The 24274-nt window shown below is 69.2% G+C and carries 22 protein-coding genes; 8 read left to right on the forward strand and 14 right to left on the reverse strand.

Features of this window, described 5'->3' with window-relative positions; all coding sequences use genetic code 11:
• Nucleotides 1-241 precede the first annotated feature (241 nt).
• Nucleotides 242-1507 (reverse strand): hypothetical protein, encoded by a 1266-nt coding sequence (locus EV137_RS14360; RefSeq protein ID WP_134129094.1) that lies wholly within the window; start codon nucleotides 1505-1507, stop codon nucleotides 242-244.
• 114 nt (nucleotides 1508-1621) lie between these two features.
• On the opposite strand from EV137_RS14360, the gene cofD reads away from it, so the two are divergent.
• From cofD to EV137_RS14375, 3 genes are all read left to right on the forward strand, one after another.
• Complete coding sequence (cofD, locus tag EV137_RS14365) at nucleotides 1622-2599, forward strand: 2-phospho-L-lactate transferase (protein WP_133790260.1); 978 nt, start codon at nucleotides 1622-1624, stop codon at nucleotides 2597-2599.
• The gene (locus tag EV137_RS14370) at nucleotides 2596-3570 is read left to right on the forward strand and encodes a coenzyme F420-0:L-glutamate ligase (RefSeq protein WP_134129096.1); all 975 of its coding nucleotides are present in this window, start codon (nucleotides 2596-2598) and stop codon (nucleotides 3568-3570) included. The genes cofD and EV137_RS14370 overlap by 4 nt, the downstream gene beginning before the upstream one ends.
• Before the next feature lie 86 nt (nucleotides 3571-3656).
• Complete coding sequence (locus EV137_RS14375) at nucleotides 3657-4373, forward strand: thioredoxin-like domain-containing protein (RefSeq protein ID WP_134129098.1); 717 nt, start codon at nucleotides 3657-3659, stop codon at nucleotides 4371-4373.
• Between the two features lie 111 nt (nucleotides 4374-4484).
• Here the strand turns inward: EV137_RS14375 and EV137_RS14380 are convergent, their stop codons facing one another.
• The 5 genes from EV137_RS14380 to EV137_RS14400 form a co-directional block, all read right to left on the reverse strand.
• On the reverse strand, nucleotides 4485-5579 hold the full coding sequence (locus EV137_RS14380; protein WP_134129100.1) for a mannose-1-phosphate guanylyltransferase: 1095 nt from the start codon (nucleotides 5577-5579) through the stop codon (nucleotides 4485-4487).
• 11 nt (nucleotides 5580-5590) lie between these two features.
• On the reverse strand, nucleotides 5591-6616 hold the full coding sequence (locus EV137_RS14385; RefSeq protein ID WP_238175294.1) for an NAD(+)/NADH kinase: 1026 nt from the start codon (nucleotides 6614-6616) through the stop codon (nucleotides 5591-5593).
• Nucleotides 6617-6773: 157 nt separating this feature from the next.
• Nucleotides 6774-7853: a hemolysin family protein gene (locus tag EV137_RS14390; RefSeq protein ID WP_134129102.1), complete on the reverse strand. Its 1080-nt coding sequence runs from the start codon at nucleotides 7851-7853 to the stop codon at nucleotides 6774-6776.
• Nucleotides 7850-9187 carry a hemolysin family protein gene (locus EV137_RS14395; protein WP_134129104.1) on the reverse strand — a complete coding sequence of 446 codons (1338 nt, stop codon included), beginning with the start codon at nucleotides 9185-9187 and terminating at the stop codon, nucleotides 7850-7852. Before EV137_RS14395 ends, EV137_RS14390 begins: the two co-directional genes overlap by 4 nt.
• Before the next feature lie 43 nt (nucleotides 9188-9230).
• The gene (locus EV137_RS14400) at nucleotides 9231-10079 is read right to left on the reverse strand and encodes an SDR family NAD(P)-dependent oxidoreductase (protein ID WP_134129106.1); all 849 of its coding nucleotides are present in this window, start codon (nucleotides 10077-10079) and stop codon (nucleotides 9231-9233) included.
• Between the two features lie 70 nt (nucleotides 10080-10149).
• Between EV137_RS14400 and EV137_RS14405 the strand changes: the two genes are divergently transcribed.
• On the forward strand, nucleotides 10150-11073 hold the full coding sequence (locus EV137_RS14405) for a LysR family transcriptional regulator (protein WP_134129108.1): 924 nt from the start codon (nucleotides 10150-10152) through the stop codon (nucleotides 11071-11073).
• Here the strand turns inward: EV137_RS14405 and EV137_RS14410 are convergent.
• Entirely contained in the window at nucleotides 11020-11277 is a 258-nt protein-coding gene (locus tag EV137_RS14410) for a Sec-independent protein translocase subunit TatA (RefSeq protein WP_134129110.1), read from the reverse strand. The two genes, EV137_RS14405 and EV137_RS14410, sit on opposite strands and share 54 nt — an antisense overlap.
• A 67-nt stretch (nucleotides 11278-11344) precedes the next feature.
• On the opposite strand from EV137_RS14410, the gene EV137_RS14415 reads away from it, so the two are divergent.
• Both EV137_RS14415 and EV137_RS14420 read left to right on the forward strand, forming a co-directional pair.
• Nucleotides 11345-12025, forward strand: coding sequence for a TIGR03089 family protein (locus EV137_RS14415; protein WP_134129112.1), 681 nt, complete (start codon nucleotides 11345-11347; stop codon nucleotides 12023-12025).
• A gap of 1 nt (nucleotide 12026) precedes the next feature.
• Nucleotides 12027-12806 carry an SDR family NAD(P)-dependent oxidoreductase gene (locus tag EV137_RS14420; RefSeq protein ID WP_134129114.1) on the forward strand — a complete coding sequence of 260 codons (780 nt, stop codon included), beginning with the start codon at nucleotides 12027-12029 and terminating at the stop codon, nucleotides 12804-12806.
• Here the strand turns inward: EV137_RS14420 and EV137_RS14425 are convergent.
• The 4 genes from EV137_RS14425 to galE form a co-directional block, all read right to left on the reverse strand.
• Nucleotides 12803-13126 carry a hypothetical protein gene (locus EV137_RS14425; RefSeq protein ID WP_134129116.1) on the reverse strand — a complete coding sequence of 108 codons (324 nt, stop codon included), beginning with the start codon at nucleotides 13124-13126 and terminating at the stop codon, nucleotides 12803-12805. The two genes, EV137_RS14420 and EV137_RS14425, sit on opposite strands and share 4 nt — an antisense overlap.
• Complete coding sequence (locus tag EV137_RS14430; RefSeq protein ID WP_134129118.1) at nucleotides 13123-16320, reverse strand: AAA family ATPase; 3198 nt, start codon at nucleotides 16318-16320, stop codon at nucleotides 13123-13125. The genes EV137_RS14425 and EV137_RS14430 overlap by 4 nt, the downstream gene beginning before the upstream one ends.
• Before the next feature lie 68 nt (nucleotides 16321-16388).
• Entirely contained in the window at nucleotides 16389-16808 is a 420-nt protein-coding gene (locus EV137_RS14435; protein ID WP_134004220.1) for a cyclic nucleotide-binding domain-containing protein, read from the reverse strand.
• A gap of 88 nt (nucleotides 16809-16896) precedes the next feature.
• The gene (galE, locus tag EV137_RS14440) at nucleotides 16897-17850 is read right to left on the reverse strand and encodes a UDP-glucose 4-epimerase GalE (protein ID WP_134129120.1); all 954 of its coding nucleotides are present in this window, start codon (nucleotides 17848-17850) and stop codon (nucleotides 16897-16899) included.
• 66 nt (nucleotides 17851-17916) lie between these two features.
• Between galE and EV137_RS14445 the strand changes: the two genes are divergently transcribed.
• Nucleotides 17917-18663 (forward strand): phosphocholine cytidylyltransferase family protein, encoded by a 747-nt coding sequence (locus EV137_RS14445; RefSeq protein WP_134129122.1) that lies wholly within the window; start codon nucleotides 17917-17919, stop codon nucleotides 18661-18663.
• Nucleotides 18664-18882: 219 nt separating this feature from the next.
• Here the strand turns inward: EV137_RS14445 and EV137_RS14455 are convergent, their stop codons facing one another.
• The 3 genes from EV137_RS14455 to EV137_RS14465 all read right to left on the reverse strand — a co-directional run bounded on the left by EV137_RS14455 (nucleotide 18883) and on the right by EV137_RS14465 (nucleotide 22505).
• On the reverse strand, nucleotides 18883-19515 hold the full coding sequence (locus tag EV137_RS14455) for a class I SAM-dependent methyltransferase (protein ID WP_166679867.1): 633 nt from the start codon (nucleotides 19513-19515) through the stop codon (nucleotides 18883-18885).
• A complete protein-coding gene (locus EV137_RS14460; RefSeq protein ID WP_134129126.1) occupies nucleotides 19512-21596 on the reverse strand; it encodes a spermine/spermidine synthase domain-containing protein in 2085 nt (694 codons plus the stop codon). Before EV137_RS14460 ends, EV137_RS14455 begins: the two co-directional genes overlap by 4 nt.
• Before the next feature lie 75 nt (nucleotides 21597-21671).
• On the reverse strand, nucleotides 21672-22505 hold the full coding sequence (locus EV137_RS14465) for a S1 family peptidase (protein WP_134129128.1): 834 nt from the start codon (nucleotides 22503-22505) through the stop codon (nucleotides 21672-21674).
• A gap of 280 nt (nucleotides 22506-22785) precedes the next feature.
• Between EV137_RS14465 and EV137_RS14470 the strand changes: the two genes are divergently transcribed.
• A complete protein-coding gene (locus EV137_RS14470; protein ID WP_134004209.1) occupies nucleotides 22786-24270 on the forward strand; it encodes an LCP family protein in 1485 nt (494 codons plus the stop codon).
• Nucleotides 24271-24274: the final 4 nt, after the last annotated feature.

The following is a 24274-nucleotide window of genomic DNA, read 5'->3' on the forward strand; positions in this document are numbered from 1 at the left end:
CGGTCCCCGATACCGAGTGTCCTAACGAACGACACGGTTGAAATTACATTCCTGCAATCCACGAAAGTCAAGCCGTGCTCTGCTATTGGGATCATCCGCAACATGGCCGCAAAAGAACGAGAGGCCTGTAGATACAGGCCTCTCGCGCTGTGTACCCGGGCTCAAACCCCGTTGTTCCCGGATTTTTCCCGCAGGTTCGGTAAGGGCTTGCTGTCGCAGAACCGCCCTTGCTGTTGCCTGATCAGGAAGGCTGCGACCACCAACCCTGCTGGCCCTGACCCTGCTGGTTCGGGTCGTTCTTGTCCGACTCGGCCCGCGGGTCGATCCGGGTCTCGTCGGCGGCCTCGGCCTGCGGTGCCGGGTCGGCAGCACCCGGCTGCTGCTCGGCGGCCGGAGTCTCCTCGGCCTGCCAGGCCTGCTCCTGCTGCCATGCCTGCTGAGCCTGCTGGGCCTCCGCCGGCTGCTGGCTACCCTCGACAGCGCCGTGCTCCTGCTGGCCCCACTCCTGGCCGGCCGGAGTCTGCTGGCCGTACTCCTGAGCGCCCCACTGCTGCTGGCCGGCGTCAGCGCCGCGCCACTGCTGCTCCTGCGGCCACTGCTGCGCCGGCTGGGCCTGGTCCTGGCCGCCCCACTGCTGCTGGCCTTCGGAGTTCCACGCCTGCGTCGGCTCGGCGCTCTGACCCTCGGCGGGCCACGCCTGCTCGGCACCCGGCTGACCGGCGTGCTGCGCGGAGTGCTGACCGGCCTGCTGGGCCTCGGCCTCACCGGCGGACCAGTTCTGCTGCTCGCCCTGGTTCCAGCCCTGCTCCTGCGGCCACTGCTGGCCCTGGTCCTGGCCCGCGACATAGCCACCTGCGGCGCCGGCAGCACCAGCACCACCAGCAGCCGCGTAGCCGCCGTACTGCTGACCCTGGTCGTACTGGCCGCCGAACTGACCTTGCTGACCCTGGTCGTAACCCTGCTGGGCGAAGCCCTGCTGCTGACCGTACGGCGCTGTCTGGCCGTACTGCTGGCCCGGCTGACCCTGCTGGAACTGGCCCGGCTTCGGCGCACGCACCGGCGCGGGGAGCGCCTGGAAGGTCTTCAGGATGTAGAAGCCGGCGGCGGCGTACAGCGCGAGGCCGGCGAGCACCATGAGGAAGCTGAAGATCTTCAGACCAGCGGTGCCGTTGTCGTTGAAGCCGGCGAACCCCGCGATCAGGAGGATCAGCGCGGTCACGCCCGTGATGACGAGTGCGGCCAGCGCGACGATCCGCGCGTTCGGGGTCCGCTCACCTTCGTTCACCAGCCACACCGCGCCGACCAGGGCGACGGCGCTCACCAGCCCGGCGAGGCCGAGCTGGCCGCCGAACGGGATGAGCAGGTTCGACACGTAGGTGGAAGCGGAGACGAAACCCGCTCCGCCGACGAACAGCCGGATCAACGCGGCCAGCGCGAGCAGGCCGGAGTATGCGAGCAGGATGTACGCGACCGGCTCTCTGAGCTTCTTGGTTGCGTCGGTGACCACGAGGGCTCCTCGGATGTTGGGGGGCCGTACAACTGAGCTGTGCGGATGTGATGACCCTCCGCAGCATAGTCGTGCGGTGGTCCGCCGCATTGACGACTCGGGCAGACTCTTCCCATGCGATTGACAGTGCTGGCCGGCGGCATCGGCGGCTCCACCTTCCTGCTCGGGCTCCTGAAGGCCCGTCCGGACGCCGAGATCACCGTCGTGGGGAACACCGCGGACGACATCACCCTGTTCGGGCTGCGGGTCTGTCCCGACCTCGACACCGTGATGTACACCCTCGGCGGTGGCATCTCCCAGGAGCGTAAGTGGGGCCGCGAGGACGAGACCTGGGTGATCAAGGAGGAGCTCGCGGCGTACGGCGTGGAACCGACCTGGTTCGGGCTCGGCGACCGCGACGTGGCGACGCATCTGGTGCGCACCCAGATGCTGGACGCCGGCTACACGCTCAGTGCGGTCACCGAGGCGCTGTCCACACGCTGGAAGCTGCCCGTCCGGCTGCTGCCGATGAGCGACGACCGGATCGAGACCCACGTGGTGGTTGACGACCCGGAGCAGCCCGGGCGGCGCAAGGCCATTCATTTCCAGGAGTACTGGGTCCGTTACCAGGCCGGGATCCCCGCGCACCAGATCATTGCCGTCGGCCAGGACAAGGCCAAGCCCGCACCCGGCGTACTCGAGGCGATCGCGGACTGCGACGTACTGATCGTGCCGCCGTCCAACCCGGTGGTCTCGGTCGGCACGATCCTCGGCGTCCCCGGGATCCGGGACGCGGTCCGGGAGACGAAGGCCCCGGTCATCGGACTGTCGCCGATCATCGGCACGGGTCCGGTCCGCGGAATGGCGGACAAGGTGCTGGCCACCGTCGGTGTCGCGTCCACCGCGTCGGCCGTGGCCCGGTACTACGGTTCCCGCGCGTCCGGCGGCGTACTGGACGGCTGGTTGATCGACTCCTCCGACGCGATCCAGGCGGACTCGATCGCCGGGGCCGGAATTCATGTGCAGGCGGTGCCGTTGTGGATGACGGACGAGACCAAAACCGCCGCGATGGCTGACGCGGCTCTGACCCTCGCGGAGGCCGTACGGCGATGAGGAAGCACCTGGAGATCTTCCCGGTGACCGGACTGCCCGAGGTGGCGGCCGGTGACGACCTGGCCGCGCTGATCGCCGAAGGCACGGACCTGCGCGACGGTGACGTCGTCTCGGTGACGTCGAAGATCGTCAGCAAGGCGGAGGGCCGGCTGACGAACGGCACCCGCCAGGAGGCGATCGACGCCGAGCTCGTGCGGGTCGTCGCGCAGCGCGGTGAGACGCGGATCGTGCAGACCCGGCACGGCCTGGTGATGGCCGCCGCGGGCACCGACACGTCCAACACGACGCCCGGCACGGTCCTGCTGCTCCCGGTCGACCCCGACGCGTCAGCCCGCGACCTGCGGACCGCTTTGAAGCAGCGGTACGACGTCAACGTCGGCATCGTCGTCACGGACACGCTCGGCCGCCCGTGGCGCAACGGTCAGACCGACCTGGCGATCGGGGCCGCCGGCGTCCGCGTCATGGAAGATCTGCGTGGTACGACGGACAGCCACGGCAACGTCCTCGCGGTGACCGAGCCCGCGCTGGCCGACGAGATCGCCGGTGCCAGCGAACTCGTCAAGGGCAAGGCGGACGGCGTGCCTGTCGCCGTACTGCGTGGCATGGACGACGCCGTACTGCCGGCCGGTGAGCACGGGCCGGGCGCGCGGGCGCTGGTGCGGGACGCCGAGCACGACATGTTCAGCCTGGGAACGCGGGAGGCCGCGCGGGCCGCCGTACTCGACCGGCAACCGCCGGCCGGGCCGCGGGAGGCCGATCCGGCACTGTGGTCCGGACTGCTGGCTGACGTCGACGGTGTCCGTCTCGAGGCGGCAGACAACGGTGTCACGGTGTTCGGTGACGATCCGGTGACCGTCGGCATGGTCGCGGAGCGGCTGGCGGTGCTGCTGCACGCCGAGGGGTACGGCGTGGCGGTGCGTCCGGGACCGGGCAGCGAGGCGACGGTCACGTTCGGCTCACGGTCCCGATAGTTTTCTAGGCAACTTCTCAGGGGCACCTCGTACACTGCCTTCGCACGGCGGCGCGGTGGCCGCCCCGATCCGGGAAGACCAACACTGTGGGTAAAGCGTCGTCGCAGAAACAGTCGCGCCGCGAGATGATCGAGAAGATGCAGCGCGAGCAGGCCCGCTCGGACCGCCGCCGCACGATCCTCATCGTGGTGTGCTCCATCGTGGTCGGCCTGGCCATCATCGCCTACCCGGCGATCAAGCTGATCCAGGACTCCCGGACCAAGAACCAGGCCCTGACCGACTTCGGCGTCGCGGCATCCGCGGCCTCCTGTGACGCGGCCACCAACGACGACGGCGGCGGTACGCAGGACCACCGCCCCGACGGCGAGAAGATCGCGTACGCCGTCTCCCCGCCGTCCTCGGGCCCGCACTACGCGGTCTGGGCGCCGTTCGACAAGAAGTTCTACTCCGACGGCGACCGTCCCCCGGTCGAGAACCTGGTGCACAACCTCGAGCACGGCTACACGATCCTCTGGTACCGCGACACACTGCCGAAGGACCAGATCGACCAGATCGAGAAGATCTCCAAGTCCAAGCTGCCCGACAGCTCGCTCGGCAAGTTCATCGCGGCGCCGTTCAAGGAGTCCGACGGCAAGGCCTGGCCGGCCGGCAAGAACCTCGCCTTCGCGCACTGGAGCGGCCCGGACTCGGCCCAGAAGTCCTTCGGCCACCGCCAGTTCTGCGGCTCCGTCAGCGGCGAGGCCCTCAAGCAGTTCATGGAAAAGTACCCAGCCACCGACGCCCAGGAACCCAACGGCGGCTGACCCACCCCCATCCGCGTTAGAGGGGATATCCCTACGCGTCATGGGTTCTCCCCTGGTACATGAAGGGAGAACCCGTAACGCGAGCGGATATCCCCTCGTGTTGTGGTGGGGTCAGATGTAGTTCGCGTGGTCGGATTGGACTTGGGCTACCAGGTCTTTCACGCGTTCGCCGTCGGACAGTGGGCAGACCATGGTGACGTCCTGGGTGTGGACGATGATGTGGCTGCGGAGGCCCACGGCGGCGACCAGGTGGTTCGGGTCGTCGGTGACGATGATGTTGTCGTGGGAGTCGAGCAGGCAGCTCAGGGTGACGCTGTCGGTGCGGTTCCCGTTCGGGTCGGCGTCGTACGTGTCGGCGAGCGCGGCCCACGAGCCGACGTCCAGCCAGTGCACGGGCATCGGTACGACGACCACGTCCGCGTCGACCTTGCCCTGGGAAGCCGGCTCCATGACCGCGTAGTCGACGCTGATCTTGCGCAGGTTCGGGTAGATCTCCGCGAGCGTCGCCTCCCGCTCCGGGGTGTCCCAGACCGCGGCGACCTCACGCAGCCGCGCGGCCGATTCCGGCAGGAGCGTGTCGAGCACGTTCAGCACCGTGGAAGCCTTCCAGACGAACATCCCGGAGTTCCACCAGAACCGCCCGGTCGCCAGGTACTCCTCGGCCGTCGCCCGGTCGGGCTTCTCCCGGAAGCGGTCCACGACGTACGCCGACGTACCCTGGATCGGCGCGCCGCGCTCGATGTACCCGAGCCCGGTGTGCGGATGCGTCGGCTCGATCCCGAACGTCACCAGCGACCGGCCGCGCGCCTCCACCACCTCGAACCCGTGCTCGATCGCCGCCCGGAACTCGTCCTCCGGGCTGATCAGATGGTCCGATCCGACGAACGCGACCACCGCGTCCGGATCGTTGCGCGCAACCACAGCGGACGCGAGACCGACGGCGTTCGCGGTGTCGCGCCGGGCCGGCTCACCGATGATGTTGTGCGGGCCGAGCTCCGGAAGCTCCTTGCGGACCACGTCGGTGATCGCACCGACGGTGCAGACGTAGATGTTCTCCGGAGCGACCAGTCCCAGCAGCCGGTTGTACGCCACCCGCAGCAGCGACTGTCCCGCTGCCAGCGGCAGCACCTGCTTCGGCCTGTCGTCTCTGGACATCGGCCACAACCGCGTCCCTGAACCACCCGCCAGGATCACCACGTTTCGCATGAGGAGAGACCCTACCGGTCGTCACCAGGTGGCATCGGAATCCTGAGGTGCTGGAGGTCCGGAGGGATCGGCGAATCCGCGGGCTGCCAGAACAACTCGGCCTCACCGTCGAGCGCTGTCGCCGGTGCATCTGTGAGCCGGAAGCGGTCCCGCAACCGCCCGTAGAAGTCCGGCGGACGCAGCCGCACCAGCCGCAGCCGCCGTGGCGATCCGTAGACCCCGATCCAGTCCCCCGGATCGAGTACACCGCGCAGCTGCCCGTCGATGCTGACCGCGGCCTGCCCCGAGTGCGGCAGCACCCGCAGCGCGATCGGCTCGTCCGGCGCCGCGACGACCGTGCGGTTGAAGGTCATGTGCGGTGCGACCGGAGTGAACACGATCGCCTCGGTGTTCGGCGACAGGATCGGCCCGCCGGCGGCGAAGCTGTACGCCGTCGAGCCGGTCGGCGTCGCGACGATCACCGCGTCGGCGGAGTACGACGCCAGCAGCCGGCCGGACAGGTACACGCCGAGCGCCACCTGGTGATCGCGCGCGAGCTTCTCCACCACGACGTCGTTCAACGCGGTCACGTCGAGCGCCATCCCCCAGCCGTCGCCCTCGGCCATCTCGTGCCGTACCGGCGGCGGAGGCAACGCCGGCCCGTGCCCGTACCGCAGCAGCGACTCGATCCCGCTTGGGATCTCCAACGGCCGCGACGCCCGCATCGTCAGCGTCATCCGTTCTTCGTACGTCGCTCCGCCGTGATGCACCGCCTCGAGCGCCTCTTCGACGTCCTTGCACGCGACCTCGGTGAGGAAACCGACCTTCCCGAGATCCACCCCGAGGACGGCGGCGTCGTTCTTGGCAGCGATCCGAGCGCCGCGCAGGAACGTCCCGTCACCCCCGAGCGTGACCACCAGATCCGGATCCCCGGCGTGATGCAACTCGTCGGTCCCGGTACGCCGTTCCTGATGGTCTTTCCAGACGTCGATGTCCGTGCAACCGATACCGTGTGCGGCCGCCCAGTTCCGAACGGTCTCCGCAGTCTGAACCGCCACCGGCCGCCCCTGATGCACCACAAGCCCAAGCCGCCTAACCGCCACAACCCCTCCTCCGCGCTCGCCACCCCCACCGTAACCCGGCAACTTTGTGCACCCACCAACCATTCTGAGCGCGCCGAAACGGTCGGTGGGTGCACAAAGACGCGTGGGTGGGTTAGTTCGGTGGGGTGGGGCGGGTCGCGGTGATGATGGGGTCGGTTTCGTCGTCGAACTCGCCGATGACCTCCTCGAGGAGGTCCTCCAGGGCTACCACGCCGATCGCGGTGTTGCCGCCGCAGACGACTGCCAGTTGGGCGCGTTCGTCGCGCATGGTGCGGATCGCCTTGGCTACCGGGGTCTTGTCGCCTAGTTCCAGGGCCTCCGTCATCAGGTCCGACGCGCGGCTCGTGGTGTCGCCGGCGGTGGTCACGCGGGCCGCGTCGCGGACATGCACGATGCCGCAGATCCCCGTGGATCCGTCGGGACGCGGCCCGACGACCGCGAGGCGGGAGTGACCCTCGCGGCGGCTGGTCAGCTCCACCTCGCGGGCCGATGCGGACGCCGGGACCGTGGACAGCCGTGCGATCGGCGTCATCACCTGGCCGACCGTGGTGTTCTGCAGCGCGAGCATCGCGGTCAGCAGTTCGTGCTCGGGTTGTTCGAGGGTCCCGTATTCGCGCGAGGACTCGATCAGCAGCCGCAGCTCGTCCGGGCCGTGCGCGTTGGCGATCTCGTTCTGCGGCGTCACGCCGACCAGCCGGACGCACCGGTTCGCGATCCAGTTGAGGACGCTCAGCAGCGGGCGGAAGACGTACGTGAATCCGCGGAACGGCATCGCCAGCACCAGCGCCGCTCGCTCGGGGTTGCTGATCGCCCACGACTTCGGCGCCATCTCGCCGAGCAGGACGTGCAGCAGGCCGATCCCGCCGACGGCGATGATCAGCGCGATCACATGCCCGACGCCTTCCGGGATATGCGCCAGCTCGAACAGCGGATGCAGCAGATGCGCGACGGCGGGTTCACTCAGCGAGCCGAGGCCCAGCGTGCACAACGTGATCCCGAGCTGAGCACCCGCGAGCATCAGCGACAGTTCGCTGACACCGGCGATCGCGGCCCGGGCCGAACGGCTGCCGGACGCCGCCGCCTCCTCGAGCCGGTGCCGCTTGGACGCGACCAGCGCGAACTCGGCGGCCACGAAGAACCCGTTCAACGCCAGCAGTACGGCGGAGATGATCAGCGCCAGCGGCGTACTCATGCCGTCCGCTCCATCACGACGATGCCAGGCACCCGGCGCTCGATGGTCTGCACCGTGAGCCGCACGAACTCAGGCGGCACCGACCGGCCGTCGTGGTCGATCCGGTGCGGAAGCTCGACGACGAGCGAATCACCGACCTCGGGGATCCGGCCGAGCCGCGCCATCACCAGACCGGACACCGTCTCGTAGTCGTCGCTCTCCGGCAGTTGTACGCCGGTCACCTCGGCGACCTCGTCGACCCGCCGTCGAGCAGGCACCACCCAGGTCCCGTCGCCGCCCTGCACCAGCCCGGTCTCCGGCAGGTCGTCCTCGTCGCGGATCTCGCCGACCAGCTCCTCGGCGATGTCCTCCAGCGACACGATGCCCGCGAACCCGCCGTACTCGTCGACGACGATGGCGAGTTGCCGGCGCGCGACCCGGAGGCGCTCGAGGACCGCGGGCAGCGGGAGGGTCGTCGGTACGGCGACGGGCTGCGACGCCAGCGATCCGACCGCGATCGTCGCCCGATCGGCCGGTTCGAGCTCGACGACCTCGCCGATCGCGACCACCCCGATCACCTCGTCGACCGAGGCCCCGATCACCGGGAACCTGCTGTGCCCCGTGTCCTGCAGCTCGACGACCCGGGTCAGCGGCTCCTCACGGTGAACGGTGACCACGTCGACCCGCGGGACCATCGCCTCACCCGCGGTCCGGCCGCGGAAGTCAAGGCCACGGTCCAGCAGCCGCATCGTGTCCTGGTCCAGCAGGCCCTGCTCGTACGACGTCTCGATGATCCGGTCGAGCTCCTGGGCGGTCGCGCCCTGCGGCAGTTCCTCGACCGGCTCGATGCCGACGCGGCGCAGGATCCGGTTCGACGCCGAGTCGAACAGGTGGATCAGCGGCCCGGCAATGGCCAGGTACAGCAGGGTCGAGCGGGCCAGCCGGAGCGCGATCGCCTCGGCCTTCGCGATCGCCAGGTTCTTCGGCGCGAGCTCGCCGAGCACCATCTGGATGATCGTTGCCAGCAGCAAGGCGAGGATCACCGAGACCGACGTACTCACGGCGTCCGGTACGCCGGCCGCGCCGAGCAGGTTCTCCAGACCGGCACCGAGGTACGGCTCGGCGAAGTACCCGGCGAGCAGCGCGGTGATCGTGATGCCGACCTGTGCGCCGGACAGCACGAACGACAGTCGTGCGGTGACCTTCAGCGCTCGTGCGGCGGCCGCGTCACCGTCCGCGGCCAGTGTCCGCAGGCGGCTCCGGTCGACAGCGACGTACGAGAATTCCTGGGCGACGAAGTAGCCAGTGGCAACGGTCAGCACCAGGATCAGGCCCAGGCCGGCCAGGATCAGCATGGAACGACCTTATGAGAACTCCAGCGACTCCCATAGCGCGGGGTCAGCCCAACTGCCGCGGGGTCTGGCGCGGCTTCCAGGCGACCACCCGGCCGTCGCGGATCAGCTCGCCGTAGACGCCCGGATCGACGGCGTCGGCCAGGACCAGGTCGGCGATCGGTACGACGGCATCAGCCGGCGACTTCGCCTGGCTGAAGTCCTCGAACCACGGGCGGGACGCACGGGTGTCGACCAGCCCGGGGCAGACGGACGCGACCAGGGTGTTCTCGGCGAGGTCCCGGTCCCGTCGTTCGGCCGCGACCGCGCGCACCGCGGCGACCTGCGCCACCTTCGACGGGAGGTTGATCCACTCCGGCCAGCCCTGTGCCTGCGCCGTACCGTCGTGGACCGCCGTACGCCACTCCTCCACGACCTTCTCGACGTCCTCCAGCGAGACCTCGTCGAACCTTCCCCACAGGTCCTTCGGCAGTTGCTCCAGCGTCCCCAGCGAACTGGCCACCACGATCAGCCGTCCCCCAGGCCGCAGGATCGGCCCGAACGCCCGCAGCATGTGCTGCGCCCCGAGGTTCGCCACGTCGACGAACTCGTCGACCTGCTCCACGGGCGCCACCCCGGGCTCCAACGGCCCGACCGCGTTGGACACCACGATGTCCACAGCCCCCAGTTCGGCTGCCAGCCGCCGTACGGCTTCCCCGTCGGTCACATCGAGCACGCGCCCTTCGACCCGCGCCCTTCCTTCCACTCGAGCTGCCGCGGCGGCGACCCGCTCCGGGTTCCTGCCGGTGAGCAGGACCAGGTCCTCCGGGTTCATCCGCTGTGCCAGCTCTTCAACCAATGCATATCCGATGCCTTGATTGGCGCCGGTGACCAAAGCGATGCGTTGTTCTGTCATGTCTTCAACGTAGGTCTGCGACAGATATGACTCCAACGAAAGTTCGGCACACGTGGTATGCGTAGACGTCATGGACTTCACCGACGTCTCGCTGGTCGCCCTGCGCGTGTTCCGAGAGGTCTCCGAACGCGGCACGTTCACGGCCGCGGCCACTGCCCTCGGGTACACGCAGTCGGCCGTCTCCCGCCAAATCGCCAGCCTCGAACGTGCCGCCGGCAACCAGCTCCTCGAACGTCGTCGCGAAGGCGTCGCCCTCACCGACGCGGGACAGGTCGTACTGCGGAACGCCGCCGCCGTCCTGGACCAGATCGACGCCACCGCCCGCGAACTGGCCGGGCTTCCGGTCGCCGGCGGGACCGTGCGGCTGGGCTGGTTCCCGAGCGCAGGCGCGGTCTTGTTGCCACGAGCAATCAGCGCGGTACGTCGTACGCACCCGGCGATCACCGTGACGACGCGGGAAGGATCCACACCCGCGCTGGTCCGGGCGCTCCGGGCCGGGACGATCGATCTCGCGGTGATCGCGTCCGCTCCACCGTTCCGGCCGCCGGACGCCGAGTCGCCGGCGTTGAAGCTGGAGACGCTCGCGGAACGAAGCCTGCGGCTGGCGGTGCCGACCGGACATCCGCTCGCGGCGTCCGACTCGGTCGAGGTCGCGGACCTGCGAGGTCAGCGGTGGATCGCCGGGCCGGCGTCGAGCAGCGAGTTGTGGATGGGAGTGTGGCCGGGTCTGGACGAGCGGCCGGTGATCGCGCACACGGTCCGCGACTGGCTCGCGAAACTTCAGTTGGTCGCAGCCGGGGCAGGGCTCACCACGATCTCCGCGTCGATGGCGTCCGCAGTGCCGCCAGGTGTTCGGGTGGTCACGGTCCGGGGCGGGCCGCAGGAATTGCGCCGTACGCTCCTCGCCCGGCTGCCCGGCCGGATGACCGAGCCGACAGCGCTACTGGCTGCTGCCCTTCGTGCCGCCGCCCTCGAGGTCAACCCGCCGCTCTGAACCATCCATCGGAGGCTGAGCAGCCTGCGTGACCTGGGCGGGGGTCTCGTCGTCGTCGCCGTGCCGGGCCTTGTCGAACTCCTTCATCGCGCGGGCCGCGTTCCGGGTCAGCTCGGGGAGTTTCTTGGCGCCGAACAGCAGCACGACGATGACCAGGATGACGATCCATTCGCCGCCTTCGGGCAGCGCGAGCTCTGGCACCATGACAAGCCTTCTTTCCGGTCAATCCCCGTCCAACGTACGTCGGTCCGCGAACCGTAGGGTGGGCCATATGTCACGAGTCCTGCCCGAGTTGTTCGCGGCCGCGGTCCGCCGGGACGGCGGCGCCCCGTTCCTCACCTACTACGACGACACGACCGGCGAGCGGATCGAGCTCAGCGCGGTCACCACCGCGAACTGGGTCGCGAAGACCGCCAACCTGCTCGTCGACGAGTACGACCTGGAGGCCGGCGAAACCGTCGCGATCGGCCTGCCGCCGCACTGGCTCGGCGTGGTCTGGGCGCTGTCCACCTGGTCGGTCGGCGCATCGCTGACCAGCGGCACCGGCACGCTCGCGATCACCGGGCCGGACTTCGCGATCCGCGGCGAGCGCGAGACCGTCGCCTCCGCGCTGCTTCCGCTCGGCGGCCGCTTCCGCGAGCCGCTCCCGGACGGCATCCAGGACTACGGCGCCGAGGTCTACAACCATCCGGACGTGTTCGTCCCGTTCGACCCGCCGACGCCGGCCTCCCCGGCGTACGACGACCTCAACCACGAAGCCCTGATCGGTACGGCGGAACCCGTGAGCGACCGGATCCTCGTGACGCGTACGCTGACGGACCGCGCCGGGCTGGCCCTGCTCGTCGGCGTGATCTCCGGAGGTGGTTCGATCGTGCTCTGCCGCAACCTGGACGCCGCCAAACTGGAGCGCCGGATTACGGACGAGAAGGTCGACCGAGTTCTGGAGGGGTAGCGTGCGGCGGTTCGAGGGCAAGGTTGCGCTGGTCACGGCGGCGGCGCAGGGTATCGGTTCGGCGGTCGCGCGGCGGCTGGCCGACGAAGGCGCGTCGGTGGTGGTGACCGATCTCCAGGAGGAGAAGGTCACCGAGGTCGCGAAGGAGATCGGCTCGAACGCGCTCGGGATGCGGGTCGACGTGACGAGCCGGGACGACGTCGACGCGGCGGTCGCGGCCGCGGTCGAGCGGTTCGGCCGCCTGGACGTCGTGGTGAACAACGCCGGCGGCTGCATCGTGCGATCCGTGCCCGAGGACGCCACCGCCGAGGAGTTCCACGCGCAACTCGACCTCACGCTGGTCAGCGCCTCGCGCTGCATCCAGGCCGCGCTGCCGGAGCTGGTGAAGAACCGCGGCAACGTGGTCACGATCAGCTCGGTCAACGGGATCGCCGCCTTCGGCAACATCGAGTACGCCGCCGCCAAGGCCGGACAGATCGCGATGACGGTCAACTACGCCGCCCGCTACGGCAACCTCGGCGTCCGGTTCAATGTGGTTGCTCCCGGCACCATTCGGACGCCGAACTGGGACAACCAGCCGGACACCCTGGAGAAGTTCGGCAAGATGTACCCACTCGGCCGCATCGGCGAACCCGAGGACATCGCCGCCGCGGTCGCGTTCCTCGCCTCCGACGACGCCTCCTGGATCACCGGCCACACCCTCCCGGTCGAAGGCGGCGTCCTCACCGGCCCCGGCGTCCTCGACCTGACCACTTCAGGCCCCTTCAAGAAGGAGTACTAGAAGCCGAACGCGCCGACGACCCGCAGAGGCAACCCGGCGACGGCCACACCGAACCACAGGCCGCGGAACAGCCAGCACCAGCCTCGATGCCCACGGACGCCCTGCAGCACCAGGCTGCCGATGACCAGCGCGCCCAGGACCGCGAGCAGCACGACGCCGAACACCGTCCAGCCGCCGAGCAGCGAACCCACCCCGAGCAGGACCCAGAGCGGCCAACCCACGACCGAGGCAGGGCTCCACAGCGCATCGCGCGTCCGCCAGGGCTGCTTCCCGGGCCGCCCGCATCCGCACTCGGCGAACGGCTCCGGCGTCACGCTCATGGTCTGAACAGCTGCTCGGCCTGTGCCAGCGCGCTGGGATCGCCCGTGATGCGGTGCAGGCCGCGGAGGGCATGCGCCTGTTCGAGTTTGTTGCCGAAGGCACCCCAGTCCGCGGCGGCGCGCGCGAACCCGGCGGCCGCGGTCCCCGTGTCGCCGCGGTGTTCGGCGAGCAGCGCCTGCGCAGTCGTCGCCGAGTACTCGCGCATCGGCAGCACCGGCTCGACGAAGTCCGCGAGCTCGGCCGCAGCTTCGGCGTGGTCCACGGCGAGCGCCGCCCGCACCAAGGACGGCAAGCGGACGTCGAATTCGATGCTGCCGTGCAGATCGGGCAGCGAGGTGACCAACTGCAGGATCTCCAGGACGCCGTCCCGGTCGCCGTCGCGCGCACGCGTCGTCGCCGCAGGCGCGGCCGCGACGGCGATCATGTCCGGCCAGCCCGCCTCCACCGCCAGCCGGTACGCCTCCTCGGCGTGATCGCGAGCGCCCGGAAGGCCGGCCTCGGCCTCCGCCACCGCCAGCGCGCCGAGGACCTCGATGCGCCGCAACAGGGTGAACGCCGGGGAAGGGTGCTCGAGCTGGGCCCGGCACGCCGCGATCACCTCGCCCGACCGACCGGTCTCGATCATCAGCTGCAGGACCGTACAGCCGATCTGCTCCACCATCTCGGCCAGCCGGCGCCGGGCGGAGAACTCGCGAGCCGCTTCCAGCTCGCCCAGGGCAACCACCGGTCCCTCGATCTGCCACAGCACCCAGCCGTAGTTCAGCCACGTCACCGCCGCATCGCGCCCCCGACCGCCCTCGAGCAGCGCGGTCAGCGCCTCCTTGACGTCGACCAGCCCACCGGTGTCACCCAGACCGACCCGGGCGAGCCCCCGCGACTCCAGGGCCCGGTGCGGTACGGCGTACCCCTGCTCGGTCGCGATCCGCAGGGCAGAGTTCGCCGAGTCGATCGCATCCTGATAGCGGCTCGCGACCACGCGGATGCTCGCCTGGCCGGACAGCAACAGCGCCAGATCCTCGCTCGGCCCGAGCTCCTCGAGCATCCCGACCGCCCGGTCGACCGTCGCCAGGCTCTCCTCCATGCTGGTCAGCGAGTACGTCGAGGCTCTCAAGGCGAGCGCGACTCCGCGAATGTCCCCGATCGCCTCGAATCCGGCGATTGCCTCGAGGTACGCGGCCTGGGCGTCGTCGAGGCGGCCCGCCTGGAAGGCCGCCCAGCCCCAGCGCAGCAGGACCGTGGGACGTTCAGGATCGCCGGCCGGGCTCAGGGCCAGCGCGCGGTCGAGCAGGGCGAGCGCCTCGTTGGTGTCGAGGTTCATCGCCAGCTCCGCGGCCATCAGCTGGTACTCGCGCGCCCGGGGCGCGATCGCAGCGGCCGCATCCGGGTCGCCCAGGGCTGCGGCAAGGTCCAGGGCCGTGCTGAGGTGGTAGGCGATCAGGTTCGGCGTCTCGGCCTGACAGGCAGCGCAACGCAGTTCGAGCCAGTCGGCGGCAGCGAGGTGCCGTGCCGATCGAGCCGCGCGCGGCACCTGGCTGTAGGCGACGTCGCGGGTCAGGGCATGCCAGAAGGTGTATTCGTGCTGGCCCAGCATCGACGACCGCCGGACCGGCCGCACCAGCTCCTTGCGGGCCAGCTCCTGCAGCTCCTGGAGCACCTGGCCCGGATCACGGTCGGACAGCGCCGCCACGGCCTCGGCCCAGAACACCGGACCGATCACGGCGGCGTCCGCGAGCAAGGCCTTGCGATCCGGCTCCAGGGTGTCCAAGCGGGCCGCGATCAGCGCCGCGATGCCGATCGGCAGGTCGGCCGAGCCGGCCTGGTCCGGGCCGCAGTCGGTGACGATCCGGGCGAGTTCTTCGGCGTACAGGGGGTTGCCGTCGGCACGGCGTACCAGCCGCCGGCGGACCTCCACCGGCACCTCCTGACCGGCGAACATCCCGGTGAGGAGTTGATCGGTCTCGTCCGCCGTCAGCGGCGAGAGGCCGAGGGTGAGGGCGTTCTGCACCCCGCGGGTCCACTGCGGTCCGCGTTCGAGCAGCTCGGGGCGGGCGGTGACCACGACGAGCATCGGCAGATCGGTCAGCCACTCGGCCAGATGATCGACGAAGGCGAGCATCGCGTCCGTCGCCCAGTGCAGATCCTCGAACACCAGGACCACCGGCGACTGCTCGGCGAACGATTCCAGCAGCTGCCGCCAGGCCGCGAACGACTCCTCCTGGGTCGCCGACCCCGGCTGAGCGGACTGGTCGGCGCCGACCAGGGGTCCGACCCGGGCGCGCAACCAGGCGCGGTCCGCGCCGTCGGGCACGATCGCGTCGAGCTTGGCCACGGCCTGCGCGGGCGGGTCGGTGTCCAGGATCCCGGCCTGGACCTTGAAGACCTCCGCGATCGGCCCGAACGGCGTCTCGCCGTACGGCAGCGATCGGCCTTCGCGCCAGGTCACGAGCTCCTCGTGCTGATCCAGCCAGGCGCCGAACTCCGCGACCAGGCGGGACTTGCCGATGCCGGGCTCGCCGAGCAGCGTGACGAACTGCGGCACCCGCTCCGCGACGGCCTTCTCGAACGCCGTGCACAGCAAGGTCAGATCGCGCTGCCGGCCCACCATCGGCGTACTGAGGTCGCGGATGACGTCCGTGCCGAACCGTGCCCGCGGCGAGCCGGCCTGCCAGCGTTCGACCGGACGGCCGACTCCCTTGGCCGCGACGGGTTCCAGCGCGTCGTAGCCGAAGACCCGACTCGTCGCCTCGTGGGTCCCGCGCCCGACGACGACCGCGCCGACCGGCGCGGAGGACTGCAGACGGGAGGCGAGGTTGACCACCATGCCGGTGACGAACGGCTCGCCGAGCTCGGGTCGCGCGGTCAGCTGGACGAGCGCCTCACCGGTCTCGATGCCGATCCGGACCTCCAACGGCCCGTCGGGCAGCTGCCGCACCGCCTCGAGGATCGCCAGGCCGGCCCGGACCGCACGTTCGGCGTCGTCCTCCCGGGACCGCGGTGCGCCGAAGACGGCCAGGATGGCGTCCCCGGCGAACTTCTCGACCGTCCCGCCGTACCGCTCGACCGTCTGCCGCAGGGTCGAGTGGTACGGCGCCAGCCAGCGCCGGACGTCCTCGGGGTCGGCGGACTCGGACGCGCTGGTAAAGCCGACGAGGTCGCAGAACAGCACCGTGACGACCTTGCGTTCCTCGGTCATGGGGCCTCCCGTCCTGGACTGAGGAGCGGAGGGAGCGAAGCGACCGGCGCCCGCTGTCCCAGATCGGCTCAGTTCTGGGACTCGAGTGAGCGGATCCGGGCGGTCAGGGCCTTGAGCAGGGTCTGGGCGACCTCCGGGTTCTCCTTGACGACCGGCTCGAACGCCAGCGCGGACAGCGCGAACGTGGTCAGCCCGTCCGGCCCGGCCACCACGGTCGCGGATCGCGGCCGGCCGTCGATCAGCGAGATCTCGCCGAAGTAGTCGCCGACTTCCAGCGGCTCCCGTACGACACCGTTGACCTCCACGGCGGCCGAGCCTTCCAGCACCACCTGCAGGCCGGCGTCGTGGGCACCCTGCTCGATCACATGGCTACCGGCCGGAACCTTCAACGTGGTGCCGCGCTCGATCAGGTCGGACAGCGTGTCCTTGGACAGCCCTTCGAAGAGGTCGATCTTCCCCAGGAACTGCGGCAGGCTCTCGTGACTCATGGATCGCACCCCTCGATCAGTGCCCGGCACGGGCAACTCAGTGAACTGCGCCACAGGCTACAGCCGCTCCAGGACCACGCACCACGATTCAGTTCTTCGGCCAGGCTTCCCAGGCTGTTGCGAACATTTCGTCGACGGAAAACGTGTTCTGCCAGCCGAGGTCGCGGGTGGCCAGGTCGCCGTTGGCCACGACGCGGGACGGGTCACCGGGGCGGCGCGGGCCCTCGGTCGGGGTGAAGTCGATTCCGGTCACCCGGCGGGCGGCGTCCATGATCTCGCGGACCGACGTCCCGGTGCCGCTGCCCAGGTTGTAGACGGGTTCGAGGGTCTTGCCGGACTCGAGGGCGCGGGCGGCCGCGACGTGGGCGCGGGCCAGGTCGGCGACGTGCACGTAGTCCTTGACCGACGTACCGTCCGGGGTCGGGTGGTCGGTGCCGTAGATCTGCGGCACCTTGCCCTGGGTGAGCAGGTCGCAGACGATCGGGAACAGGTTGTACGGCGACGCGTCGTACACCGTCGGGTCGCCGGACCCCACCACGTTGAAGTAGCGCAGCGAGGTGTGGTGCAGTTCCGTCGCGGCCGCCTGGTCGCGGAGCAGCCACTCGCCGATCAGCTTCGACTCGCCGTACGGCGACTGCGGGTCGGGCGCGGTGTCCTCGGTGACGACCTCGTCCTTCGGCGTCCCGTAGACACCGGCGCTGGACGAGAACACGAGGTTGCGGATCTCCTTGTCCGCCATCGCTTCGAGCAGCGACACCATCGCGGTCACGTTCTGCGTGTACGTGTGCAGCGGGCGCTGCACCGAGACCCCGGCGTACTTGAATCCCGCGAGATGGACGACGCCGTCGACGCCCTCCAGCGCCTCGCGGACCGCCGCACCGTCGAGCAGGTTCGCCCGCACGAACGGCACCCCGTCCGGGACGAACTCCGCCTTCCCGCTCGACAGGTCGTCGATCACGACCACGTCGATCCCGTCGTTGCGGAAGGCGCGCACCACATGCGCCCCGATGTATCCGGCACCACCAGTCACGAGCCACGTCATGTCTCAGATCCTGCCACCAGAATCCGGCCCGGACCCCGTAAACGGGCCGAACCCGTACCATGGGCCATGATCGGACTGATTCTCGCCGCCGGAGCCGGACGCCGCCTTCGCCCGTACACAGACACGTTGCCCAAGGCACTCGTACCGATCACCCCGGACGTCACCGTCCTGGATCTGATCCTGGCCAACTACGCCGAGGTCGGCATCACCGACGTCGCCGTCGTCGTCGGGTACGCCGCCGACGCCGTCCGGACCCGGGTCCGCGACCTCGAAAAGCGGTACGGGGTCACGCTGGAACTTGTCCACAACGACAAGGCCGAGGTCTGGAACAACGCCTACTCACTGTGGTGCGCCCGCGACCTTCTGGCGACCGGCGTACTGCTGGCGAACGGCGACACCGTCCACCCGGCCTCGGTGCAACGCACGCTGCTCGGCGCCCAGGCGCCTGGCCGGCAAATCATCCTCGCGCTCGACACCGAGAAACCGCTGGCCGAAGAGGAGATGAAAGTGATCTGGTCCGAAACCAACGGGGTCGAGAGGATCACCAAGGAACTGGAACCGTCCGCCGCGACCGGTGAGTTCATCGGCGTCTGCCTCATCACGCCCGCGGCGGCGACGGAGCTGACCGCGGCCCTGGACGAGACCTGGCACCGCGATCCGCACCTGTACTACGAGGATGGGTACCAGCTGCTCGTGGACAAAGGTTTCCGGATCGACGTGGCACCGATCGGGACCGTCGACTGGGTCGAGATCGACAACCATGCCGATCTGGCCCGGGCACGGGAGATCGTATGCCGCTCCTGGCCCGGATGATCGCGGCACCGCTCGTCGTGGACGTGCGGCGGGGAGCGCCGTCCGAGCCGGCCGAGATCCTCGCCGACCAGCGGATCTCGCCGTCGGGGCAGTACGACGCGATCGTCGGGATCGGCGGTGGCTCGGTGCTGGATGTCACCAAGTTCGCCGCGGCCCGGAACCGATCGCGGTCAAGGTCGCCGACTACAACGACTGCGTACGGCAGACAACCGGCGTGCCCTAGGCGACGGTCGCCAGCCAGAAGTAGGTCAGCTCGGTCCACTCCACCTCGGCCGGCGCGACCTCCGCCGCGAACTCCTCCCGCGACGGGAAGTTCTTCAGCACCTCGAACGTGCGCCCGTCCGACAACTGGCGCATCTGGTACGTGTCGCCGTCGTCCGTCGTCCGGGTGATCGGATAGTTGCTGCCCTCCACGTACCGGTTGTCCGCGAGGATCACCACACCACCCGGCTCGACCCGATCCTTCAGGCTCGCGGCCCATCGGCGTACATCGGCGCGCGGGACATGCGACCAGAAGAATCCCGCGAAGATCGCGTCGAAGCGCCCCGGGACCGCGCCGAGATCGTACGCGTCCGCGGTCAGGAACCGTACGTCGGCCGGACCGTAGGACCGCGTCCGCGCGACAGCGAGCGTCTCGTCGTTCAGGTCCGTCGCGACGATCGACTCCGCCGTGGTCGCCAGCGCGGTCGTCCAGTAACCGGTGCCAGCGGCAACTTCCAGGACCGATCGACCCGCGACGAGCGGCGGCAGGAGGGACCGCAGACGGGCCAGGTCCTCCTGCCGTTCCGGCTTGTCGTACACCGCGTCGTACTCACCGGCACGCTTGCGGTAGTAGTCAGCAAGATCGCTCACTTGGCGACCGATCTGACCTTCGGTGTGAGTAGGAACGCGCCGACGTACAGCAGGGCGGCGACGATCAGCAGGCCGTGGAAGCCGATGATGAGGGCCGCGTACTCGAGGCAGCCGCCGAGCATCGCGCCGAGCAGGTTCGCCCCGAACGACGCCGTACCGTCGGCGGTGTCGGTGAACCGTTTCGCGAAGATCACGTTCGCCGCGAAGATCGGCAGGAACGCGATCAGCACCGCGACCAGCGCCCGCAACCCGACCGGCATCCCGAGCAGCCAGCTGTCCGGGAACACCCACGACAACGCGAGCCCGCCGAACAGTACGGCGAACATCACCTTGATCGGTGGTGTCTTGAACCGTCTCGTCACTTCGACCGCCGCGAGCACCGCCACCAGCACGCCGGCGAACACGATCGCGTTCACGACCCACGTCGTACCGAACAGCAACGCGAACCCGGTGATGCTCTTCGTCTCCAGCAGCATGAACCCGGCCCCGAGCAGGAACAGGTCCGCGTACGGACGCATCCGCCGGTACGACGCGCCGCCGCCGGCGATCCCGACGCCGACGAGACCGGCGACCAGGATCAGTCCGAGCGTGACGAGGTAGAGCGACGGGATCCGGTCCGTGAACAGGTACAGGAACGGCCGGTTGTCCGTGGCCGGCGGCGGCGTCTGCGCGGTCGCACCGGCCCACTCGGCGGAACAGTTCTGGTCCTGCTCGGTCAGGCCGACCGTCACGACCGCCTGCTGCAGACCGTCGCCGATCTTGTCCACGCACGGCTTGTGCCCGAATGCGTGCTGCGCCGTCGACGCGAGCCGGTCGATCAGCCAGGTCTCGCGGTAGTAGTTGTACATCGCGAACGCACCACCCGGGTTCAGGTGGTCACGCGCCGACTCGAACGCCTGCTGCGTGAACAGGTAGCTCTCCAGCCGCAGCGAGCTGGCGCCGTTGACCAGCGTCAACGAGTCCGGCAGCGCCAGCAGGATCAGGTCGTACTTCTTGTCCGTCCGGGACAGGAACGCCCGCCCGTCGTCGATGTGCGAGCTCACCCGCGGGTCCTGGTAGGGGCGGTCGGGGTGCAGCGCCTTGCCGAGGTCCCGGATCCGCGGGTCGATCTCGACCGCGTCGACGTGCTGCGCGCCCTTCTTCAGCGCGATCGCCACGTCCGAGCCCGAGCCGGCGCCGATGATCAGCACGTTCTTCGGCTGCTTGCCCGCGGTCGCCCGCTCGTACGGCAGCCCGTACTGCGGCTCCCACTGCAGGCGCGCGTCGGCCGGGATCGCCTGCTGGTGCGGTACGCCGTTCACCGTGATGGTCAGCAGCGGCACACCCTCCCAGGTGTACTGCTTCGTCTGCACCTTGTAGTACGGCGACCAACTGTTGTCGGACTTGGTCGACTCCTTGAACAGCACCCCGAGCATCACGAGCAGCGGCGCCAGCACCATCGCGGCGCTCAGCGCGGTAGCGACCGCCCGCCGGCCGGCTCCGGACGACCGCGGGATCATCAGCACCGCGAACACGACCGTGACGATGAGCCCCCACCAGATCGGCGGAGCGCCCAGGAACGACAGCGCGGTGAACGTGACGATCCCGATCAACGATCCGACCAGGTCGAAGCGGTACGCCGTCAGCCGCGGAAGCTCCGCGAAACAACGGCCGACCAGCTCCGCGGGACCGGCCAGCACCACGGCGGCCGCGACGAAGATGATCGGCAGGATCACCCAGACGGGCGGGCCGGTGGTGTTCAGGCTGGTGAAGTAGATCACGCTCGACGAGCTGCCGCGGTCGACCGTGACCGGCTTCCACGCGATCACCAGTACCAGCAGGCCCAGCATGATCGGCGAGTAGTACGGCAGCCGTTTCGCGCGGCCGGAGCGCAGGACGCCGATCCCGATCCCGAGGAACGAGCCGAGCAGCACGAAGTTCGAGAAGTAACTCAGATGGACGACGTTGGAACCGGTCCAGCGGATCAGCGCGAGCTCGACGAACAGCATCAGCGCGCTGGACGCGACCAACCGCGTCCGAACTCCGAACGGGCTCGGCCAACCGGTCGTGACGACGTGATCAGTAGCGGAGTCGACTGCCATGCGGGGCGACGTTACCGGATATCGAAGTGCTCTGCGTCACCCCGCAGGCATCGTTACTTTCTGTTCGAACAACCGTCAGTGACGACGGGCGGGCTTCGGGAGTTCGCAGCCGGACTTGTTGAGGTCGATGGTGCGGTTCGCGGTCAGGCAGGTGTAGAGCCACCAGGTCTGCTGGCCGTACGCCGCACCTTGTTCGACGGTGACGTTGCCGTCGGCGTCCACCTCGCACGGGTTGTTGACCGTGCACTGCTCGCCGTCCTCGTTGCCGGTGTTGTTGATGCCGATCACCTCACCGGTCGAGGTGCTGACCACCGGCGATCCCGACGTACCGCCGATCGTCTCGCAGCCGGGCTGCTGGTACTTGATCGAGTTCTGCCAGGTCCAGTCGCCCTCGCGGAGCTGCGGGATCGTCGCCTGCACCGAGCAGGTGTAGATCCGCTTCCAGTACCCGGACACCACGGCCATGCCGGCGCCGTCCGCGGGGCCCTGCTTGGCCAGCGTCAACGGGGACACGTTCAGGCGGCTCTTGATCGACGCGTAGGACTCGTTGACCTCGTACACGATCATGTCGGTCTTGGTCATCGTGCCGAACAGGATCCGCGCGGCGCGGACCGTACCGGCCCGGCCGGAGTCCGGGTTGAGCAGCGTGATCGAGCGCGTCGACGTCTTGTTCACCAGGACCTGGCCGGGCTGCAGGAACCCGCCCTCGTAGCAGTGCCCGTTGGTGAGGACGAGCGCCTTGTCGGTGGCGACCGATTCGGCGTACCGGACCAGCGACGCGGAGCAGTTGCTGAGCGCGGCGATGCCGGTGAAGTCGGCGCCTGGCGCCGCGGCTTGGGCGGAGGTGGTGCCGAGGAGCGTTGTCGTCGCGACCGCTGTGGCGGCCAGGAGCGTACGGAACAGTTTCATGGGGGCGGTTTCCTCACTGTTTGTGCTTGCAGCACTTCGTAACCCATCCCCCGGCCGGTCTCCATCACAGTTGCGTGAAACCGGCTGTCCACAGGGTCATCGCAGGGGTTTTCCTGCGCTCCGTGTCAGGACTGCTACTCTTCGTTTCCGGATCCGCCCGGTCTCGAACCATCGGCCACCACGGCACGTCGTACCTGATGACGAGGAACGACAAGGTACGGTCGATCGGCAGCAGCCCGCCGCCCGACGGCGTTGGATTTTCAGGGAACGGAAGGACGTCATGCCGCAGGAGACACCAGACCTGCGCAACCTCCGCGAGCCGGTGCGGTTCAGGCGGGCGCTGACGCTGTTGCTGATGACGCTGGTCCTGCCCGGATCGGCGCAGATCGTCGCGGGCTCGCGGAAGACCGGCCGCTGGGTCTGGCGGGTGGTCGCCGGCCTGATCGCGATCGTGATCTTCTTCGTGGTCCTCGGCCTGATCTGGCGGTCCGGCACGATCAACATCCTGGCCCGCCCGGGCACGCTGCGGATCGTCCAGGTGCTGCTGATCCTGCTCGCGGTCGGCTGGGCGGCGCTGTTCGTGGACGCCTACCGGCTCGGTCAGCCGCTGACGCTGGAGCGGAACCACCGCCTGATGACCAGCATCATGGACGGTGTCCTGATCTTCGTCGTCGTCGGCGCCCTGATCTACGCCAGCGTGATCGTGAACACCCAGCGCGACTTCGTCGCCAGCGTGTTCGGCAACGGGCAGAAGTCGAAGGCCGACAAGGGCCGCTACAACGTGCTGCTGATGGGCGGCGACTCCGGCGCGGACCGGATCGGCACCCGTCCGGACAGCATGACCGTGGCGAGCATCGACGCGGACACCGGCCGGACCGTCCTGATCGGCCTCCCGCGGAACCTGTCCAAGGTGCCGTTCCCCGCCGGTACGGCGATGGCGAAACAGTTCCCCGAGGGCTTCAAGTGGAAGAACTGCGGCGCGGAATGCCTGCTGAACGCGGTCTACACGTACGCCGCCGATCACAAGAACCTGTTCCCCGGCGACGCGAACCCCGGTGAGACCGCGACCATGCAGGCCGTCGAGGCCGTCACCGGGCTGAAGCTCAACTACTACGTGCTGATCGACCTGGCCGGGTTCCGCGACCTGCTGAACGCGGTCGGCGGTATCACCCTGGACATCGGCAAGCGGGTCCCGATCGGCGGCGGCAGCTCGCCGATCAAGGGCTACATCGAGGCCGGCAAGAACCAGCACCTGGACGGGTACCACGCGCTCTGGTTCGCCCGTTCCCGGGCCGAGTCGTCGGACTACGAGCGGATGGCCCGGCAGAAGTGCGTGATGTCCGCGATGCTGAACCAGCTGTCCCCGCAGACCGTGCTGACCAAGTTCCAGGGCATCGCCTCGGCCAGCAAACAGGTGGTCAAGACCAACATCCCGGCGGGTGAACTGGGCACTTTCACCGATCTCGCGCTGGACGCGAAGAAGCTGCCGGTGTCAAGCTTCTCCGCGGTCCCGCCGCTGATCCACACCGGCGACCCGGACTTCGCGCTGATCCGCACCAAGGTCGCGGAGACCATCGCGAAGTCCGAATCGCTGGACAAGGACGGCTCGGGAGGAGACGGTAAGACTTCGAGCACTCCGCGTAGCAGCACCAGCACCGCCCCGACCACCAGTACGACGAAGAAGCCGAGCACCAAGAAGCCGACCACCTCACCGACCACACCCGCCGCTGGCGTCGACGACGTCGCATCGATCTGTAAGGCCTGACCTG

The sequence above is a fragment of the Kribbella pratensis genome (assembly GCF_004366075.1).
Taxonomy (GTDB): Bacteria; Actinomycetota; Actinomycetes; order Propionibacteriales; family Kribbellaceae; genus Kribbella; species Kribbella pratensis.

Coding starts and splice junctions, on each gene's coding strand:
- cofD (WP_133790260.1), top strand. CDS start 1,622: ATGCGATTGACAGTGCTGGCCGGCGGCATCGGCGGCTCCACCTTCCTG.
- EV137_RS14370 (WP_134129096.1), top strand. CDS start 2,596: ATGAGGAAGCACCTGGAGATCTTCCCGGTGACCGGACTGCCCGAGGTG.
- EV137_RS14380 (WP_134129100.1), bottom strand. CDS start 5,579: ATGCGAAACGTGGTGATCCTGGCGGGTGGTTCAGGGACGCGGTTGTGG.
- EV137_RS14390 (WP_134129102.1), bottom strand. CDS start 7,853: ATGAGTACGCCGCTGGCGCTGATCATCTCCGCCGTACTGCTGGCGTTG.
- EV137_RS14395 (WP_134129104.1), bottom strand. CDS start 9,187: ATGCTGATCCTGGCCGGCCTGGGCCTGATCCTGGTGCTGACCGTTGCC.
- EV137_RS14400 (WP_134129106.1), bottom strand. CDS start 10,079: ATGACAGAACAACGCATCGCTTTGGTCACCGGCGCCAATCAAGGCATC.
- EV137_RS14405 (WP_134129108.1), top strand. CDS start 10,150: ATGGACTTCACCGACGTCTCGCTGGTCGCCCTGCGCGTGTTCCGAGAG.
- EV137_RS14410 (WP_134129110.1), bottom strand. CDS start 11,277: ATGGTGCCAGAGCTCGCGCTGCCCGAAGGCGGCGAATGGATCGTCATC.
- EV137_RS14415 (WP_134129112.1), top strand. CDS start 11,345: ATGTCACGAGTCCTGCCCGAGTTGTTCGCGGCCGCGGTCCGCCGGGAC.
- EV137_RS14425 (WP_134129116.1), bottom strand. CDS start 13,126: ATGAGCGTGACGCCGGAGCCGTTCGCCGAGTGCGGATGCGGGCGGCCC.
- EV137_RS14430 (WP_134129118.1), bottom strand. CDS start 16,320: ATGACCGAGGAACGCAAGGTCGTCACGGTGCTGTTCTGCGACCTCGTC.
- EV137_RS14435 (WP_134004220.1), bottom strand. CDS start 16,808: ATGAGTCACGAGAGCCTGCCGCAGTTCCTGGGGAAGATCGACCTCTTC.
- galE (WP_134129120.1), bottom strand. CDS start 17,850: ATGACGTGGCTCGTGACTGGTGGTGCCGGATACATCGGGGCGCATGTG.
- EV137_RS14445 (WP_134129122.1), top strand. CDS start 17,917: ATGATCGGACTGATTCTCGCCGCCGGAGCCGGACGCCGCCTTCGCCCG.
- EV137_RS14460 (WP_134129126.1), bottom strand. CDS start 21,596: ATGGCAGTCGACTCCGCTACTGATCACGTCGTCACGACCGGTTGGCCG.
- EV137_RS14465 (WP_134129128.1), bottom strand. CDS start 22,505: ATGAAACTGTTCCGTACGCTCCTGGCCGCCACAGCGGTCGCGACGACA.
- EV137_RS14470 (WP_134004209.1), top strand. CDS start 22,786: ATGCCGCAGGAGACACCAGACCTGCGCAACCTCCGCGAGCCGGTGCGG.